Here is a 15223-nt window from a genome sequence, read left to right as displayed (position 1 = left end):
AATCGGCCATGAGGGTGCGTTCGGCGTCCGCGTGGGGAGTGCCGGTGCTTGGTGTCGCGTCGCAGTCCAACCTCTGGCGAGTTCTGTGGTGCACCCGCTGCAGGCGACGCCGACAGCTTGTCATTCATTGATCCAGTGAGTTCCGCAGCAGCGCTGGCCTTTTCGGGAGTAACGGGCCGCATACGAGTTCACGCCGGGGCGCGGGCCGCTCAGCGGTGCCCGCCGGTGTGATCGTGGGAGCAGGTGTCGGTGCGGCGGCCGTCCACGGTGGTGGCTGCCTGCCCTGCGCCGTGGCCTTCGAGGGCCGCGAACGGTCCGCACTGGTTGGCGGTGATCCAGACATGGATCATCGGATTGCCCGCGCCGGGGTTGATCGAGTTGGGTGGGCAGTTGCCCTGGGCGTCGGTGACACCGGCGACCTGAGGACCGTCGGCGCCGGTCTTCCAGCAGAGGTTGTCGTGGACGTGCCACTGCATCAGGGGCCCGCCGTAGTCCACCAGATCGGTGTCGTCGATCTTCTTGCCCTTGGCGATGTACATCGCCGAGACCAGGGTCCGATCGGCGCCGTCGACCCGATAAACCAGCGACTCCGGGTGGGTGGCGTCGAGGAATCGGTCGTCGCGGATGTAGCCGGTGTTGATGTAGTGCTCGTAACCGGTGGCCGAGTCGCCGATGGAGCGAAAGCCCAGTGCGCCGATGGAACCGACGTCGGCGAACGCGGGCAGCTGGTCGAGGGTGCTGCGTATCAGGGCGGTCGCGCGCTGCTCCTGCGCGGCGGTCACGCCCGGCACGCCGGACATATCGACCGGGGTCGCCGGATCCCACGGCCGCGGCCATGCGGTGCCGGTCCCGTGGTCGGTGTGGTCGCCGCCGGCATGGGTATGGTCGCCGGCGTCGTGGCTGTGCACGTGTCCGGCGCCGCCGAGCATCGCCGCCACGGCGAGGGCGCCGGCCAGACCGGCGGCGGTCGCGGTCGATGCCGTGGGCAGTGTCGCTCCGGGGCGCGCCAGGGCGACGGTTGCACCGGCGATCGCGAGCAGCCCCAGCGCCGCGCACGTGCTGTCGAGGAACTGCGGCGCCTCCGCCGTGTCGAGGCCGTCGGGCCATGGCAGCCCCGCGAACCGGGTGTACCCCCAGATCGCGATCGCAACGAGGTTCACCCCGATCACCGTGACCGGCATAGCCTTTCGCGTGCTCACCGACGCCAGCAGCCCGGCCGCGCATTGTGCTGCCGCGAGCACGACCATCAGCCGGGCGAGGGTGGCGTGCTCGGTATGCAGTCCCGCGGCGAACAGGTGCAACGCACCCGCCCCGACCGACGCCGCACCACCGAGCAGCAGGAATCCGTTGCGCCCACCAGTCATGTCCGATCTCCTTCGTTCGCCCTGGACGCTACTGGGCCGGGTCGGGCCTCGCTCCCATGACTTGTGAGAGATCTCTGTGGTTTCGAGCCCTGTCACGGCGCCAGGCCGCGGTACACGATCCCGAGACGGCGACCCTCCTGCGTGCGCGGTCATCGGCATCACCGCGCGTTCGTCGGACGCTTCCGTCGCTGACACGACTTTCACTGACTCGGCCATCCCTGAACGTCCGCTCGGCGACATATGGGCCAGCCGGTCCGACGCCGGGGCACCAGCACGGCTTCGCCGGGAATAGCCGCACTCCCCGAATACATGACCTTCACCCAGTGGCTGCGCCGCTAACCCCATCGGACCAGGAGCCCCATCGTGCAGGAGTACTACGCCCCCTGGGATATCGACGTCAGCGCTGACGATCCTGTCTCGGCAGCGTTCGCGGCGTTCGACATCTATCGTGCGCCCGACTCGAAAACCACTGTTTCGACGTCATCGAACCCGACGGCGACACCTACCGCGCCGACCCGATCACCGCACATCCGATCAGAAAACGCGCGCGCCGACGACCAGTAGCGCGGCGTCTGGCCCGGATACCACCCGCGCGGGCGCCGCTGGGCTGCCGCCTGGTGCACTGCGGTGTCCACCGTCTTGCGGCAGCACGGCTGATCACCCGAGTCCCGCCACACCCCGAACTCGTCCACCTCCAGATAGGCGGGGGCGGCGGGCCCGTACGCCGACTTCTCTACGGTCGTCGTCGATCGTGATCGCCTCACCGTCGGCGCGGCATGGTTCGACACCCTCCTCCATCACGACTGGGCTTCCCGCGCTGCGCCTGCGGGCCCGCGGCCCGTCAAGCGCTGGACCTATTCGTGGAGTTCGGGGTCGGCACGGCACCGCGAGCACCTACCACCAGCTGGGCATCGTGGCTCAGAATCAGGGGCGTTTCGGGCAGACCGAGGACCACTACCGCCGAGCCCTGCAGGCATACCGGGATAACGGCGACGTCCGCAGCGCCTCCTGGGCGGCCGCCGCACTGGGCCGGTTGCTGGCCGAGATCGGCCGCCGTGGCGAGGCGTTCACCGTGCTCCTCGACGCCACCCTCAGCTGGCGGGACCTGACCGGCAACTTCGACCCCCGTGATATCCGCCTGCTCACCGAGCAACGCCGACATCTCCCCGACCACACCGTGCAGACTGCACTCGATGCTCTCGACCCCGCCACCGCCCTCCGCCAACACCTCGACCAAGCCAGAGAACCGTAACCGAACTACTCACCACGACCGCCATCCGTGCTCCTGCCGAACGTCCGTATTCGGCAGGAGCACGCGTGCACGTGGCTGAGATGATCTCGCCGCGTTGACCTTTGGCCCTACAGCGACAGTTCGAGCCGCGCCTCGAGCTCGAACAGAAACCACTACCTCATCGGCAATCGCGACCGGCTGCCTCCACCCCTAGCTGAACCGGGTTCAGCGAATCGGGCCGGAAACACCTTTGGATCCACCGTCCCGCACCCAGGCTCCGCGTCAACCTGCCGCCGCCACCGCCCTCCACGCCTTTCTGGCACGTGAGCGGACCCGCGGAGCGGCGAATTCGATTCGCCGACGCGCCTCGGAGGCACTGATCCGCAGCAGATCACTCAAGAGCTCCGCTGTGTCCCGGTAGCCGGTGTCGGCGGCGAGACCACGGCGCTCGGCCTCGGCGACGGCCGCGACCATGGCCGCACCCAATCGACGCTGGCGGCGTTCGGTTTCGACGAGGGTGCGCAGCAAGTCGACATCGGCCAGTTCTGACCATCCTCGCGCCGGAGCATCCGGTGCCAATGCAGTCGAATGTGTGTTCACCCGAGCCAGCCTACCCCATTCTCGAACATTTGTTCGATACTTGGCTTGGATGGGTCCGCCATGTTCGAGCAGCACCCCGACGGAGTATTGGTGATGGCCGGGCCGGATGCTCGAGCTGTAGTCACGCACCGTGCCGAGTTCACCCGAATCCGACCCCGCCGCTTCGCCGATCGACAGAACGCACATCGGGAAACGTTGCCGGCCAACCCATTTCGGGTAGTCAGTGGCCATGCAGTAATCGGCAGTTCCGCACGTTTCGCGTGGACGCCAACGGCCCGAGATAGCCTCGGGCCGTTGATCTTCGGACTGTTGCATCTGGCCGCCGGCAGGGCTGCCGACGGCATCCTCGATGACGAAATCCAGCTGGGGACTTCGAATATGCCGCTACTTGATCGAGTTGGCCAAGTGATCGGCATATGGGGCGGTGAATTTTCCGATAATGGGGAGCTCTGCGCGGACACCGCCGGTGTTGTTCGCCTGGACCATGGCCATGATCCAGACGACGAGCGCGAAGACCGCGACTGCGAGTCCGGCGAGGCTGAAGATGATCCCGAGGGCTCCGAGGAGCGAGCCGACGATGCTCAGCACAATATTGACCACCGAGACCGCCCCGAAGAAGACGATCGATTGCGAAGCATGGAATTTCACATCGGGATCGTTCTTTCCCACGAATAGGAAGATGATTCCGGTGAGCCACCCCAGTGCGTAGGACAGGATCGCGCTGGTCTTTTTGTCCAAGCCGGCGGGCTGTGGTTGGTTCGTGGGAGGTTGAGAAGATGTCATGGGGTAAGTAGATGCCGCGCGCGCCTCCTACCGATCCCAGGTTTCAGCACGAAACCTTCCTCGCGCCAGAGCCGGTGCACCCGTTTCTTGTTCACCTCGCTGCCCTCGTCGAACCGCAGCGCCGCCCAGGCCCGACGGAACCCGTGACCCGGATGTTTCACCGCGTAGTAACGCAGCCAGACCCGCAACCCGGCATCCGGATCGGCGAGGGTCAGCGCGACCGGCAGCCGCCGATACGTGGACCGAGCCAGCCCAACCACCTTGCACGCGAACCGTTCCGACATGCCCAACACCTGCCTGAGCATCTCAACAGCCCGCCGCTTGCCAGCCGGGCCTAAAATTTTCCCTTCGCGATCTCCCGCAACGCGTCCTTCTCCAGCTCCGCGTCCGCCAGCAGCCGCTTCAACCTGGCGTTCTGCTCCCGCAGCTCTTTGAGTTCCTTCGCGGCGTCGGTGTCGACCCCGCCGTACTGGCGGCGCCAGTTGTACAACGTCGCCGCCGACACCCCCCCCGATCAGCCGCGATCTGCTCACCCGTCTGCCCGGCAGCGGCCAACTCGTCGGCACGGCGCAGCTTCGCCCACGATGTCCTCCGCGGAATGCCGCTTACGTCCTGCCATGTCCCTCAATGTCCCCTCCAACCCTCACCAGGGCCAACAGGACTCTAAAACCGAGAGGTCTCATTCAATGGGAACAGGCCACCACGACATCTCGCCGCGCCACCGAGAAGTATCCCGCAATATCGGAGACACGATGAAGACTGGGACGAAACAATTCGACGCGCGGCCCTTGCTCGACAGATCACTCTCCTATCGGGCATGCGTGTAGCCGGCAGTAGTCCGAGCAGGGTAGGGATATCACCACCTAGGGTCCGTTTTCTCGGTGCCGATTGTTCTCGACCATAGATGTGCAGGCCGACACCCCTTGGAAATAAAAGCGCGACCACAGTTTCCGGCAGCACCGCGATGCTGCTGCAGGGTCATCGGTAGGCCGGCCGATCAGCCGCTCCTGCTCCGGATGTCCATCCGGCGAGCGCAGTTCGATCGTCGAATTCGCATAGAACCCACCCCGAGGAGAATCCATGTCCCGTCGTTGGTCGCGGTCCAAGATCGCCGCCGTTTCGACTCTATCGCTGCTGTTGCTGGGTGCCGGCACGGCATGCTCCACCACCGACGTCGGCGCCAGGCCCGCCGATCTGCATCCGCCCAATCAGATGGAGAAGGCCACCGCGTTGATTCGGCCGGCGATCACGTCCATCGACATGCACGTCAGTGGCTACGTCGTCGATGAGCAGGGCAACGTGTTCAACAGCGGACAGCCGTACACGTTCGATGGGAGCTGCACCGGGTTCGTAGTCAACCCCGATGGTTATATCGCCACAGCCGGACATTGCGTCGACACCGGACCCGGATCGCAGTCCCTCCGCGACGCCTACATTCAGCAGGCCGCGCTGGATGCGCACGGCCGCCGCCCGCAGGTCAGCGCCGAAGAATTCTACGAGTTCGGCTCGAAGAACTGGACCGTGGAAGGCGATTCCAAGGGGTCGCCGCTCGATCTTCAGATGACGGTGCATCTCGGCCGCGGGAAGGGCGAGGCGTTGCCCGCCCGTGTCGTCGATTACCGCTCGCTCGGCCAAGGCGATGTCGCCCTGTTGAAGGTGGAGGCGCACAACCTCGCCTCGGCCGAGCTCGCAACGGACACTGATGTCAGGATCGGCGATCAGGTGATGTCGGTCGGCTACCCCGCCAGCACCAACCTGGTGACGGACGAGTCCTCGGAGCCGTCGAACAAGGAAGGTGCGGTCAGCTCGAAGAAGACCCAGGGCAGCGTGCCGGTGTACGAGATCAGCGCCCCCGTGTCTCCAGGCATGAGCGGTGGTCCGACCGTTGGAGACGACGGTCGAGTGATCGGGGTGAACAGCTTCACCATCGTCGGCGAGTCTCAGCCGTTCAACTTCATCGCGCCGGCCACCGGGTTGTCGGAATTGATGAAGCGCAACGGCGTCCAGCCGGCACGGGCAGCAGTGGACACCGCCTACCGTGACGGGTTGACCGCGTACTACTCCGGCAAGTACACCGACGCGATCACGGACTTCTATCAGGTGTCGTCATTGTCGCCGAATCACCCGAAGGCGGGCGAAATGCGGACATCGGCCGCGCAGATGCGCGACAAGTTCGGCGACTGGGGCAACCCGTCCCGGAACAACATGCTCTGGTACCTGATCGCCGGTGGCACCGCGGCGGGCGTCGCAGCGATCGGCGGGATCGTGCTGCTGATCCGCGGTCGTCGTCGGCCGGCCGAACAGAACCAGTACCCGGTCGCACAGTCCGGGGCACCGGGCACCGGGGTGGCCGCGGGTGTTGCGGAAACGCCGTGGGCGAGCGCGCAGGCCGTGCCGTCGAACGCCGGGGTGGCGACCATGCAGTCGCCGACCACACACCCCGACTTCTGCGGGAACTGTGGAACCAAGGCGGAGCCCGTCGCCAAGTTCTGCCGCTCCTGCGGTCAGGTGCTCTAACCGTGTAACTCTGTGTCCCGCCCTGCCGGAACAAGTCCGGCAGGGCGGCGGACCGGCTGTCTCAGCACGACTGGTCGGTCCACCGCGTCACCCCCTTCGACCTGGCCGTCACCTACGGTCGCCCGAGCGCCGGCCTGCCCGCCGAGCTGCTCGACCGTATGCGGCAGGCGTCTTATATATCCGCCGAGAAGAGCCGGTGAACGCAGCGCCTTGATGGTGACGCGGTGGACCAGCGCTGGGCTCCTGGATATCTCGAGATCGATGTGGTTCGGTCTGGAGTCCTCGAACGGTACCGCAAGAACAGCGTCGTGCCCGAACCCGCTTCGGTCGATGAGCTGTCCGATAGCACAAAGGAAATCAAGGATCTGCGCTGAGACGCGGACGGATGAACGACTCCGCCGCTACCCCGCGGCGGCGTGGTACTGCTCGCGATGCTCGATCCAAGGCCGTTGCCGCTCCTCCTCGCTCATCGCCAACAACTCCCGCAACTTCCCCCAAGCCACCTCATCGGTCGGGGTATAAATCTGTATCCACGCATGCGGAACCGACGGCAACGACATACTCGTCAAATACATTTCGAGCTCACCGACCGCCAAATTACGGACCTGCTTGGTCCGACTCGCCGGAACAGCCACATCATTCCTGGCCCACAAAGACGCGAAAGCCTCACTCTCCGAACACAAATCGGCGATGAAACCCTCCCAGCCAGGATCACCCAGATTCTTCGCGTACGCACCACGCAGATAGCCGACCATACGACGCAGATCATCCCAATTGTGGTGATAGGTATTGCAGCATTGCGGGGTCAAGAAAATACGACGGGCAACGTTGCGCTCACCGAGCAGGAAACCCGGACACAGAGCCTCGTACGGCTTGTTATGGGCGAGCACATCATAACGCGCACTCAACACCACACCAGGCAACGGCTCCAAATGATCCAGAATCACCTGAAGCTCCTCCGGCAAAGCGGTTCCCGTATGCGCGGTCGGCACCGTCGGCACATCCGCGAGCCGATACAGGTGAGCCTTCTCCGCAGCATCCAGAGACAAGGTCCGCGCCACCGCATTCAAAACCTGCACACTGACATTGATCTGGCGGCCCTGCTCGAGCCACGTATACCACGTCACGCCTATCCCGGCCAGTTGGGCGACCTCCTCGCGGCGCAGGCCAGGGGTACGACGACGAGGGCCGGGCGGGAGGCCGACATCCTCGGGCGTAATCCGGGCGCGCCGTGATTTCAGGAAGGCGCCCAGCTCAGCACGCCGAGCCTTGCGTACGGCCCGCACATCCACAACATCCGTCATCCCCTGATCGTCCCGTACCGGGCTACAGGTATCCAGGTGCTGTCAGTAATAGTTTCAGCGCGAGCGCATATCGCGCAGGGCGTCCCTGGCTCGGTCGAATACGGCCAGCGGCGGGCTCGTCACCAGGTTCGCCAGACCGGTTTCGCCGGCATGCGGATGTGGTCGGGTCGGGGCGACTCTCTCGGCGGCGCGCACCATGCCCGCCCAGCGCTCGAGTTGGTTCACCGAGAACTGTTTGAGCAGGAAGGGGAATTCCTCGGTCTCCTCGTGTGCGGCGTGGTCGGTGACCTTATCGGCGAATTCGGCGAGTTTCGCTTCGAAATCGGGATGGTCCACACCCATGTCGTACAGTTCGGCCAGCGCCTGCTTGACCGCGTTTTCCTCGGCCAATCTGGGTCTGATGATGTCGTCGGCGCCGAAGGACGCGCGTCGTGCCACCGAGTGCACGACCTCCTCTTCGGCGGTTTCGTGCACGGCCATCAGGCGCACCAGCTCGGTGAACAGTTCCCGCTTGTCGTCCTGGCCCGATTTCAGCTTGTCGAGCAGGCGCCGGATCTGCTCGTGCTGGGCAGTCAGCAGATCGATCACATTCTGATCCAGCTTTCCCATCGTGCACCTCATTTCTGCGGCGGAGTACTACACATCTTCCTCCGAAGGCCGACCAGCGCGCCACGGGCAAACCCGCCAGCCGAGCCGTTCGCCCGCTGCATCCCTGGGTAGGCCCACACTATGGACCGTGCCGGAGCTCCTCTAGTCGATGCCCTGGCCGAATGCTATGACCTGGGCCTATACGGTTTCACCCCGCCCGGCCACCGACAGCGGCGCGGCGCGGACCCGCGCGTGCGGCGAATCCGTCGTCGCGGACCGACGCACCGATCAACTCGGATCGATCCGACGGAACAGGGTGAGTGTCGCGGGGCGGCTGGTGAAGGTGAAGTCATTGCCACGGGTATCGACCTCGCCGTCGGCGGCCAAGGCGACCGGGCCGTCGTCGACGTGCAGGTCAGCCGATCGGCGCGACGGTCGACGTAGGTCGCGGAGCGATTCCGGCGAGGTTGTCGGCCTCGGCGAAGCCGTCGTCCTGCGCCGGCTCGCAACAGTGCTGGGCCTGCCGGTAGATGTCGAACAGGCCACTGCGCGGGTCGGCGACCGCAACGGCCTCAGCCACCCGACCCACCAATCCGCTACGCGAGGAGCCGACGCATCGGTGGTCCGCCGCGATGTCGCGTCCAGAACCAGCTGGGGCCGAGCGGATCTTCTGGTGGCGGTCCCATTGCCGAAGCCCTGCTCGACGCTGCCGCACACTCGACAGCGAACTGCGCCAACGCCTTCGGGGCGGACGTGCGTCACATACTGAGCGGCATGGACTTCCAGAGAGACAGCTTCTGATCGTCGTCGGAGGGGGTCTCGTACTGCTGGATTTCCACCGTGAACCGGTTGCGGTCGGAATCCATGCTGAATCCGGTGTAGATCACGCTGGCCCGATTGTACCGATCCGTGGGGTCGGTGAATATCAGCTTCATCGGTTCGGGGACGTCGGGGTGGATTTCGGTGCGCGGCTGTTCGTGCGTGGACGGCGCGTGGATATCCTGGTCCGCGGCCTCGGGGGTGTCGAAATAGCGCAGGGTGAGGCGGAAATTCTTGTCCGCGCTGACGCAGTAGATTTCTGCCTTCTCATAGTTGTCAGAGGACCCCGCGCAGGTGGTGTCGTGCCAGCCGGGCTGTTTCGGCTTGCCGGGCGCCAGTTTCGGGAAGGCTGCTGCGATGCGCTGCTGGTCACTGTTCCAACTGGGATGCTTCGAGTCGTACACCGCGTACCCCACAACACCCGCCACGGCCAGCGCCAGTACCGTCACAACGGATCCCAGTCCGATGATCAGAGAGCGACAACCGCTGGCCTCGCGCGGGGGTGCCGCTGGGAACGGGGTGCCGGGGATCGCGGTGGACAGAATCGCTCCTGCCGGAACCGCCGCTGCCGGAAGCGATCCGGGTGGAGTCTGCCTCGAACGCATGGCCGCGGTAGGGGTCTGCGCAACCATAGGTGACCCGGCGCCGATTACCGTTGGCGGTGTCGTGACATGCCGCGCCGCCGTGGCTTGCTGCGATGCGGTCGGATACCCCTGCGCCACAATGGTTTCCGCCATGCGCGCAGCTTCCGCCGCCGGCCGTCCTCGCAACGCATTCTGCACGGCCGCGGCGAATTCCACGCAGCTGCCGAACCGCTGCTCGCGCTCCTTGGCCATGCCCCGGGCCAGCACCTGATCCAGCGTGGGCGGCAGATCGGGGCGGAATCGGGTTACCGGCGGTGCCGGCATGCTCAGGTGTCCGGCGATGACCTGCGCGGGATGTTCGGCATCGAAGGGCGTGCGGTGGGCCAGCAGCGTGAAAAGCGTACAGGCCAAGGAATATTGGTCGGTGCGATGATCCACTTCGGAACTGGCCAGCTGTTCCGGCGCCGCGAAAGCGAGGGTGGCCGTGAAGGTTCCGGTCGCGGTGAGCCGGGTGGCGGCGCCCAATACCCGCGCGATCCCGAAATCGGTGAGCACCGCGCGTTCCTCGAGCCCGGTCTCCGGGGCGGCGAGCAGAATGTTCGCCGGTTTGATGTCGCGGTGCAGCACAGCGCGCGAGTGCGCGTAATCGAGCGCGGCGGCGCAGCCGGTGAGGATCCGCAGCACTCGCTCGATAGTCAGCTGATCCGGTGACAGTTGCGCGGCATCGGTACCGTGGATGTACTGCATGGCGATCCACAGCTGTTCGTCGTGGATCCCGCGATCGTAGATCCCCACGATTCCCGGATGTTCCATGCGGGCAACGACACTGGCTTCCTGCTCGAAGCGGCGGCGCATCTCCGGGTCGGCACAGACCTCCCGATTCAGCAGCTTGAGCGCGAGTTGCCGCGGCAGCCGCGGATGCCGGGCCAGATACACCGAGCCCATGCCGCCTCGGCCCAAAACCCCCTCGATAGCGAAGTCCGCGAAGGTCGATCCGATATCAAGTTGCGCCACCAACTCCCCCGTTTCCTACACCGCACGGCGTCGCGAGCATATCCGAACCCGGCCGTGCTGGGCGCCCGGTCGAGCCGGTCCGCGATCCGGGGCACCCGCAAACGGGCTGGGCGTCAACGCGATCTCGCGACCCGCGCCGAGCAGATCCAGACCGCGCTACGCGGCGAGCACCTACCCGCGACCGGCACGGCCACCACCGCAGACGAGCCGGACCAGCTCGGATATCGGCAGGGTGGACGGCTACCAGACGATAGATTCCCAGGGTTGTGGTGCGTTGCTGGGCGGCGTATGCCGCCTGGATGACGGTCGTCGCTGATGGTTGCGAGTGGTGGGTGACGCGAAATAGATTGCCAGGCAACATATTCGGCGGATCGAGGTGATAGGCGGGCGAGGGTGTCGTAGATCCAGGTTGTGAGCAATGACGTAGACGCGCCTCGCCACCGCTCTGTATGTCAGAACCGACGATCTGTTGAAACTTCGCCCGGACAGGAAACCAGGCTCGCTTCTCCCGCGTACGCCGAGCGCGCAATGAGGATTTTCGGTACTCCCGCGGTCAGGCGCCCGGTCGGTCTCGCTACTGGCCGCCCGACCGGCCATATCCGGCGGGTGGACCGTGATCTGGCGGCTCGAGAGACGGCCTCGATCCGTCGCGTGGGGGCTCCTGCGTCTCCGACGGTCCGAATGCGGGCGGAGGTCCCTGATTCGACGGCCCGTACGCCGGGTGCGGGCCGGCGCCCGGCAGTGGACCCGACTGCTGTGGTCCGAATGGCGGCGACCCCTCTGCCGGGTATCGGCCGTAGCCGGATGAGAAGGGGCCTGGTGCTGGAGGCGACGGCGGCCGACGGCTGCTCTTGATGACGGTGGCGATCACGATGCCCAGGATGATGACTGCGAAAACGACGACGAAGGTGAGGACGGTGGAAAGCGGCGACGAGCCATTTGTATGCGACGCAGCGGGCGTGCTCGTGCCGGCGACCGGTGTCGTGCCCTGCGCGGCGAGTGCCTTGTCCAGGCGTTCGTAGACCGGGTTGGGCGCGGTGGTCGGAACGTTCTGCCGCAACGCATTGCGCAGGCTGAGGGCTCCATAGCCCGTCTGATCGTCCCTGCCGGAGGGGCCCACGTCGGTGACTGTCGCCGTGATCCGCTGCACGATCCGCCGTGCGGACTCGTCAGGGAACTCCGAGCGGATCAACGCCACCGCACCCGCGACGAGCGCCGTCGCCTGGCTGGTCCCGTACCCGTGGTGGTAGAGCCGGCCGTCCTTGCCGATCGACCCGACATCGACACCCGGTCCGGCGACCGTGACGTAGTCCTGCCGCTGTGTCTTCTCCCACGCATCGCCCTCGTGGTCGTACGCGCCGACCGCTACGACGCCGGGACAGGCGGCCGGATATTGAGGGTCGTTACCGCCGTCGCCGTCATTCCCGGCGCCGGCAACGAGAACGGCATCCTTCTTCGCCGCGTACGCGACCGCATCGAGAACCTGGGGAGGGCAATGATCGGGGTAGGCGGTCGCGATGTCGGCGTGCGACATGCTGACGACCTTCGCCCCATGGTCTACGGCATAACGAATGGACCGGGCTTCCACGTCGGGTGACGATTCTCGGTCGACGACTGGGAGGATCCGCGCTTCAGGGGCGATCCCCACCCAGTTGGTCGGTCCCCCAACTTGCGCGGCGATCAGACTCGCCATGCCGGTACCGTGGCCGCTCTCCGGATCGATATCCCGCCTGCCGTCCGTCCCGGTCCCTTCGAAATCGGCACCGGGCAGCACCACACCGTCGAACTCGGGCAGATCCGCGTTCACGCCGGTGTCCAATACGGCAACGGTGACGCCGGCGCCCGTCGTCAGCGGCCAGACGATGCTCTCGATGGCGAAGGAATCGAACCACCACTCTTCCGAGTCCGGCCCAGGGGTCGCTTCAGCGGGACTGCCGAGGGGCGTCAGGAGGGCACAGCTCGCCAACACCGCAAGCACTGATCGCATCATCCGTCGCACTGACTCACCTCGATCGACTCGCCGGTCTCGAGACTGCCGTCCCAGAGGTCGTCGCCGTGCTGCAGCCACATGGACGTTCGCGCCCCTTCTCCCCCCGGCCGCGGCCGGGATGCATCGGCGGCATCATTTTGCCGGACCCAGCGATGCGCCCGGCCGCGGCCGCGCCGGCTCCGACACCCACCCAGCAGGCGTTCTCGTTGTCCTCGCTCATCGTTATCCTCTCACCGCTCGACTTTCGCACTTTCGAGAAAGTCGGCGACCGGGCGGTGACGGCGGCTTCGCCGTCAGGATTACTGCGACGTAACAGCGTGTCGTGCAAGTATTTCGGGGTTTGACTGGTGGAGCGTCGGCGGTGCATGTACAACCCGTCGCTGACGATAGCGTGTTCCACCGATGCTCTGGGCCCTCACCATACCGGGCACCCATATGCGTGTCCTGGCTACATTCCGGATGTGTTTCACCGCACCGACTTTCGAGACGTTCACGATTATGTTGGCCGGCCTGTGCGCCAACCGGGTGGAGCAGACCGTGTGCGGATGCGCACCCGGGGGTGGCCCGGATATGGCGCCACAGCCGCGCCCTCCGATTCTTCTCCAACGCGCGGTGGAACCCTCAGTATGTCGCCCTCGTTATGGCGGAACTGATTGTGTCCCAGCTACTTACCATTGGTGCGCCGATCACGGTCGCGGTCGACGACACGCTGTCTCGCCGTCGTGCCCGCCGTGTTCACGCGGCGGGCTGGTTCCACGCCGGGCAAGGCGAAACTCGGGTTCGGCAATAACTGAGCGATGCTGGCCATCGTGGTGTGGTTGCCGGTTTGGTTCCCAGGTCGGGATTCGCGGTATAGGCAGCGGCCAGGGTTCGGCTGCGCCGGGTGCGGATCTGGCGGGCTCTGCCGTCGTGAACCGTTGCAGGAGTGTGTAATCCGATTTCAGAATGTCAGTGGTGGTCGTCGTAGTAGCTTTCCGGTTCAGCGGCGGAATCGACGGCGGCCGGTGGCAGCGAGGGCTCGCAGGGTGCGGCCGAGCACGTTGGTGCGGAAGTCGGTGTATGGATACCAGAGGAGGTGCCGCTGGAGCGGGATCGGGGCGCGGGGTTTCGTGATCGTCTGGGGGCGGCAGTATTTGACGATGCCGTCGGCGCCGCCGAGGCGGCTGCCCAGTCCGGATTCCTTCCAACCAGCCATGGGTGCGGCGAAGAAGAACAGGTTGGCGTGGACGTCGTTGATATTCACCGCACCCACGTCGAGCTGGGCGGCGACCCGTTCGGCATGCCGGATATCGCGCGACCACACGCTGGCCGATAACCCATAGGTGGTGGTATTGGCCAGGCGCACGGCCTCGCTCTCGTCGCCGACACGAACGATGGGGATGAGTGGGCCGAAGGTTTCCTCACGTAGGCAGGTCATGGTCTGGTCGACGTCGACCAGCACAGTAGGTTCCACCCATCGCTGCGCGGGTTCTGTCCCACCCCCAGCGAGCACTCGAGCACCGGAAGTCGTCGCGTCGGCGAGATGGCGGCTTACCACTTCGAACTGCTCGGCAGTCACCAATGAACTGACGTCCAGGTCGCGCCGCAGGGAGCGGACATGCGTGGCAAGGGTTTCCACGAACGAGTCGTAGATCGAATCCATGACGTACACCCGTTCAACCGAGGTGCACATCTGTCCGGCGTTGATCAGCGCACCCCAGGCGATGCCGTGGGCGGCCAGTTCCACATCGGCGTCGGCGAGCACGATCGCCGGATCCTTACCGCCGAGTTCGAGCCCACACGGGATCAGCCGTTCGGCACATCGCTGTGCGATCTTCCTGCCGGTCGCGGTGGACCCGGTGAATTGGACGTAATCGGCCTCGTCCACCAATAGGCGCCCGGCGTCGTCATCTCCGGCGATCGCGGTGAACACCGGGGGCGCACCGATTTCCGCCCATCCTTCGACGGCGGCGACAACCGTGTTCGGAGTGGCCGGCGCGGGTTTCACCACCACCGCGGCCCCGGCCAGCAATGCCGGAATCGCATCGAGGAGAGATAACCCCAGGGGGAAGTTCCACGGCGTGATCACCGCGACCACCGGGTAGGGCCGGTGCACGACATCGACGCGTTTGACGGCGTTGAGCAGATTCGGGGGCGCGGGATGCCGAGTACGCAACGATTTTTCGGCCTGCCGACAGTAATACTTGATGATGTCGATCGGAACGGTGACTTCGACCTTCGCTTCCACCAAGGGTTTCCCGCACTCGGAGACGAGCGACTCGGTGAGACGATCGGCGTTGTCCAGCAGCCAGTTCGCGTATCGGCGCACCCAGCGCACGCGACCGGTGACACCGAGGGACTCCCAATCGGATTGCACCACACGCATTTCGGAAACGCATTTGGACACATCGATGAGTTCGTCGGACATGTCAGGCCCTTTCAGTTGTCGG

13 protein-coding genes and 1 pseudogene are annotated in these 15223 nt (G+C 65.6%); 3 read left to right on the top strand and 11 right to left on the bottom strand.

From position 1 onward, the window contains the following. Positions 1-209: 209 nt before the first annotated feature. Positions 210-1364 (bottom strand): hypothetical protein, encoded by a 1155-nt coding sequence (locus AB0L58_RS38550; RefSeq protein ID WP_364395389.1) that lies wholly within the window; start codon positions 1362-1364, stop codon positions 210-212. Positions 1365-1807: 443 nt separating this feature from the next. Further along, positions 1808-2152, bottom strand: a complete 345-nt coding sequence (locus AB0L58_RS38545; protein WP_364395406.1) for a hypothetical protein — start codon at positions 2150-2152, stop codon at positions 1808-1810. Here AB0L58_RS38545 and AB0L58_RS38540 point away from each other — a divergent pair. Further along, positions 2116-2616, top strand: coding sequence for a tetratricopeptide repeat protein (locus AB0L58_RS38540; RefSeq protein WP_364395387.1), 501 nt, complete (start codon positions 2116-2118; stop codon positions 2614-2616). The two genes, AB0L58_RS38545 and AB0L58_RS38540, sit on opposite strands and share 37 nt — an antisense overlap. A gap of 261 nt (positions 2617-2877) precedes the next feature. On the opposite strand, the gene AB0L58_RS38535 is transcribed toward AB0L58_RS38540, so the two are convergent. The 3 genes and pseudogenes from AB0L58_RS38535 to AB0L58_RS38525 form a co-directional block, all read right to left on the bottom strand. Then, positions 2878-3381, bottom strand: coding sequence for a hypothetical protein (locus tag AB0L58_RS38535; protein ID WP_364395385.1), 504 nt, complete (start codon positions 3379-3381; stop codon positions 2878-2880). Between the two features lie 198 nt (positions 3382-3579). After that, positions 3580-3978 carry a DUF4870 domain-containing protein gene (locus AB0L58_RS38530; RefSeq protein ID WP_364395383.1) on the bottom strand — a complete coding sequence of 133 codons (399 nt, stop codon included), beginning with the start codon at positions 3976-3978 and terminating at the stop codon, positions 3580-3582. An 11-nt stretch (positions 3979-3989) separates the two neighbouring features. Further along, positions 3990-4597, bottom strand: a pseudogene (locus AB0L58_RS38525) (transposase); the annotation flags it as partial. A 461-nt stretch (positions 4598-5058) separates the two neighbouring features. Between AB0L58_RS38525 and AB0L58_RS38520 the strand changes: the two are divergent. Together AB0L58_RS38520 and AB0L58_RS38515 are read left to right on the top strand one after the other, a co-directional pair. Then, positions 5059-6495: a trypsin-like peptidase domain-containing protein gene (locus AB0L58_RS38520; RefSeq protein WP_364395381.1), complete on the top strand. Its 1437-nt coding sequence runs from the start codon at positions 5059-5061 to the stop codon at positions 6493-6495. A gap of 224 nt (positions 6496-6719) precedes the next feature. After that, positions 6720-6869 (top strand): hypothetical protein, encoded by a 150-nt coding sequence (locus AB0L58_RS38515; RefSeq protein WP_364395379.1) that lies wholly within the window; start codon positions 6720-6722, stop codon positions 6867-6869. A gap of 27 nt (positions 6870-6896) precedes the next feature. Here AB0L58_RS38515 and AB0L58_RS38510 read toward each other — a convergent pair whose 3' ends face one another. The 6 genes from AB0L58_RS38510 to AB0L58_RS38485 form a co-directional block, all read right to left on the bottom strand. After that, positions 6897-7787 (bottom strand): helix-turn-helix transcriptional regulator, encoded by an 891-nt coding sequence (locus AB0L58_RS38510; RefSeq protein WP_364395377.1) that lies wholly within the window; start codon positions 7785-7787, stop codon positions 6897-6899. A gap of 66 nt (positions 7788-7853) precedes the next feature. Next, entirely contained in the window at positions 7854-8408 is a 555-nt protein-coding gene (locus tag AB0L58_RS38505) for a hemerythrin domain-containing protein (RefSeq protein ID WP_364395375.1), read from the bottom strand. 394 nt (positions 8409-8802) lie between these two features. Then, entirely contained in the window at positions 8803-8967 is a 165-nt protein-coding gene (locus AB0L58_RS38500; RefSeq protein WP_364395373.1) for a hypothetical protein, read from the bottom strand. Between the two features lie 178 nt (positions 8968-9145). Further along, on the bottom strand, positions 9146-10804 hold the full coding sequence (locus AB0L58_RS38495; protein ID WP_364395371.1) for a protein kinase: 1659 nt from the start codon (positions 10802-10804) through the stop codon (positions 9146-9148). A 574-nt stretch (positions 10805-11378) separates the two neighbouring features. Then, positions 11379-12794, bottom strand: coding sequence for a S8 family serine peptidase (locus tag AB0L58_RS38490; RefSeq protein ID WP_364395369.1), 1416 nt, complete (start codon positions 12792-12794; stop codon positions 11379-11381). Between the two features lie 979 nt (positions 12795-13773). Beyond that, positions 13774-15201: an aldehyde dehydrogenase family protein gene (locus AB0L58_RS38485; protein ID WP_364395367.1), complete on the bottom strand. Its 1428-nt coding sequence runs from the start codon at positions 15199-15201 to the stop codon at positions 13774-13776. Between the last annotated feature and the right edge of the window lie 22 nt (positions 15202-15223).

The sequence above is a fragment of the Nocardia sp. NPDC052112 genome (assembly GCF_040680135.1).
Lineage (GTDB): Bacteria > Actinomycetota > Actinomycetes > Mycobacteriales > Mycobacteriaceae > Nocardia.
The sequence above is the reverse complement of the archived record's forward strand: the minus strand, read 5'-3'. Positions and strand labels throughout refer to the sequence as shown.

What these genes read in the sequence shown, in the direction of transcription:
- AB0L58_RS38550 (WP_364395389.1), bottom strand. Translation starts at nt 1,364, where the DNA reads ATGACTGGTGGGCGCAACGGATTCCTGCTGCTCGGTGGTGCGGCGTCG.
- AB0L58_RS38535 (WP_364395385.1), bottom strand. Translation starts at nt 3,381, where the DNA reads ATGTGCGTTCTGTCGATCGGCGAAGCGGCGGGGTCGGATTCGGGTGAA.
- AB0L58_RS38530 (WP_364395383.1), bottom strand. Translation starts at nt 3,978, where the DNA reads ATGACATCTTCTCAACCTCCCACGAACCAACCACAGCCCGCCGGCTTG.
- AB0L58_RS38520 (WP_364395381.1), top strand. Translation starts at nt 5,059, where the DNA reads ATGTCCCGTCGTTGGTCGCGGTCCAAGATCGCCGCCGTTTCGACTCTA.
- AB0L58_RS38505 (WP_364395375.1), bottom strand. Translation starts at nt 8,408, where the DNA reads ATGGGAAAGCTGGATCAGAATGTGATCGATCTGCTGACTGCCCAGCAC.
- AB0L58_RS38490 (WP_364395369.1), bottom strand. Translation starts at nt 12,794, where the DNA reads ATGATGCGATCAGTGCTTGCGGTGTTGGCGAGCTGTGCCCTCCTGACG.
- AB0L58_RS38485 (WP_364395367.1), bottom strand. Translation starts at nt 15,201, where the DNA reads ATGTCCGACGAACTCATCGATGTGTCCAAATGCGTTTCCGAAATGCGT.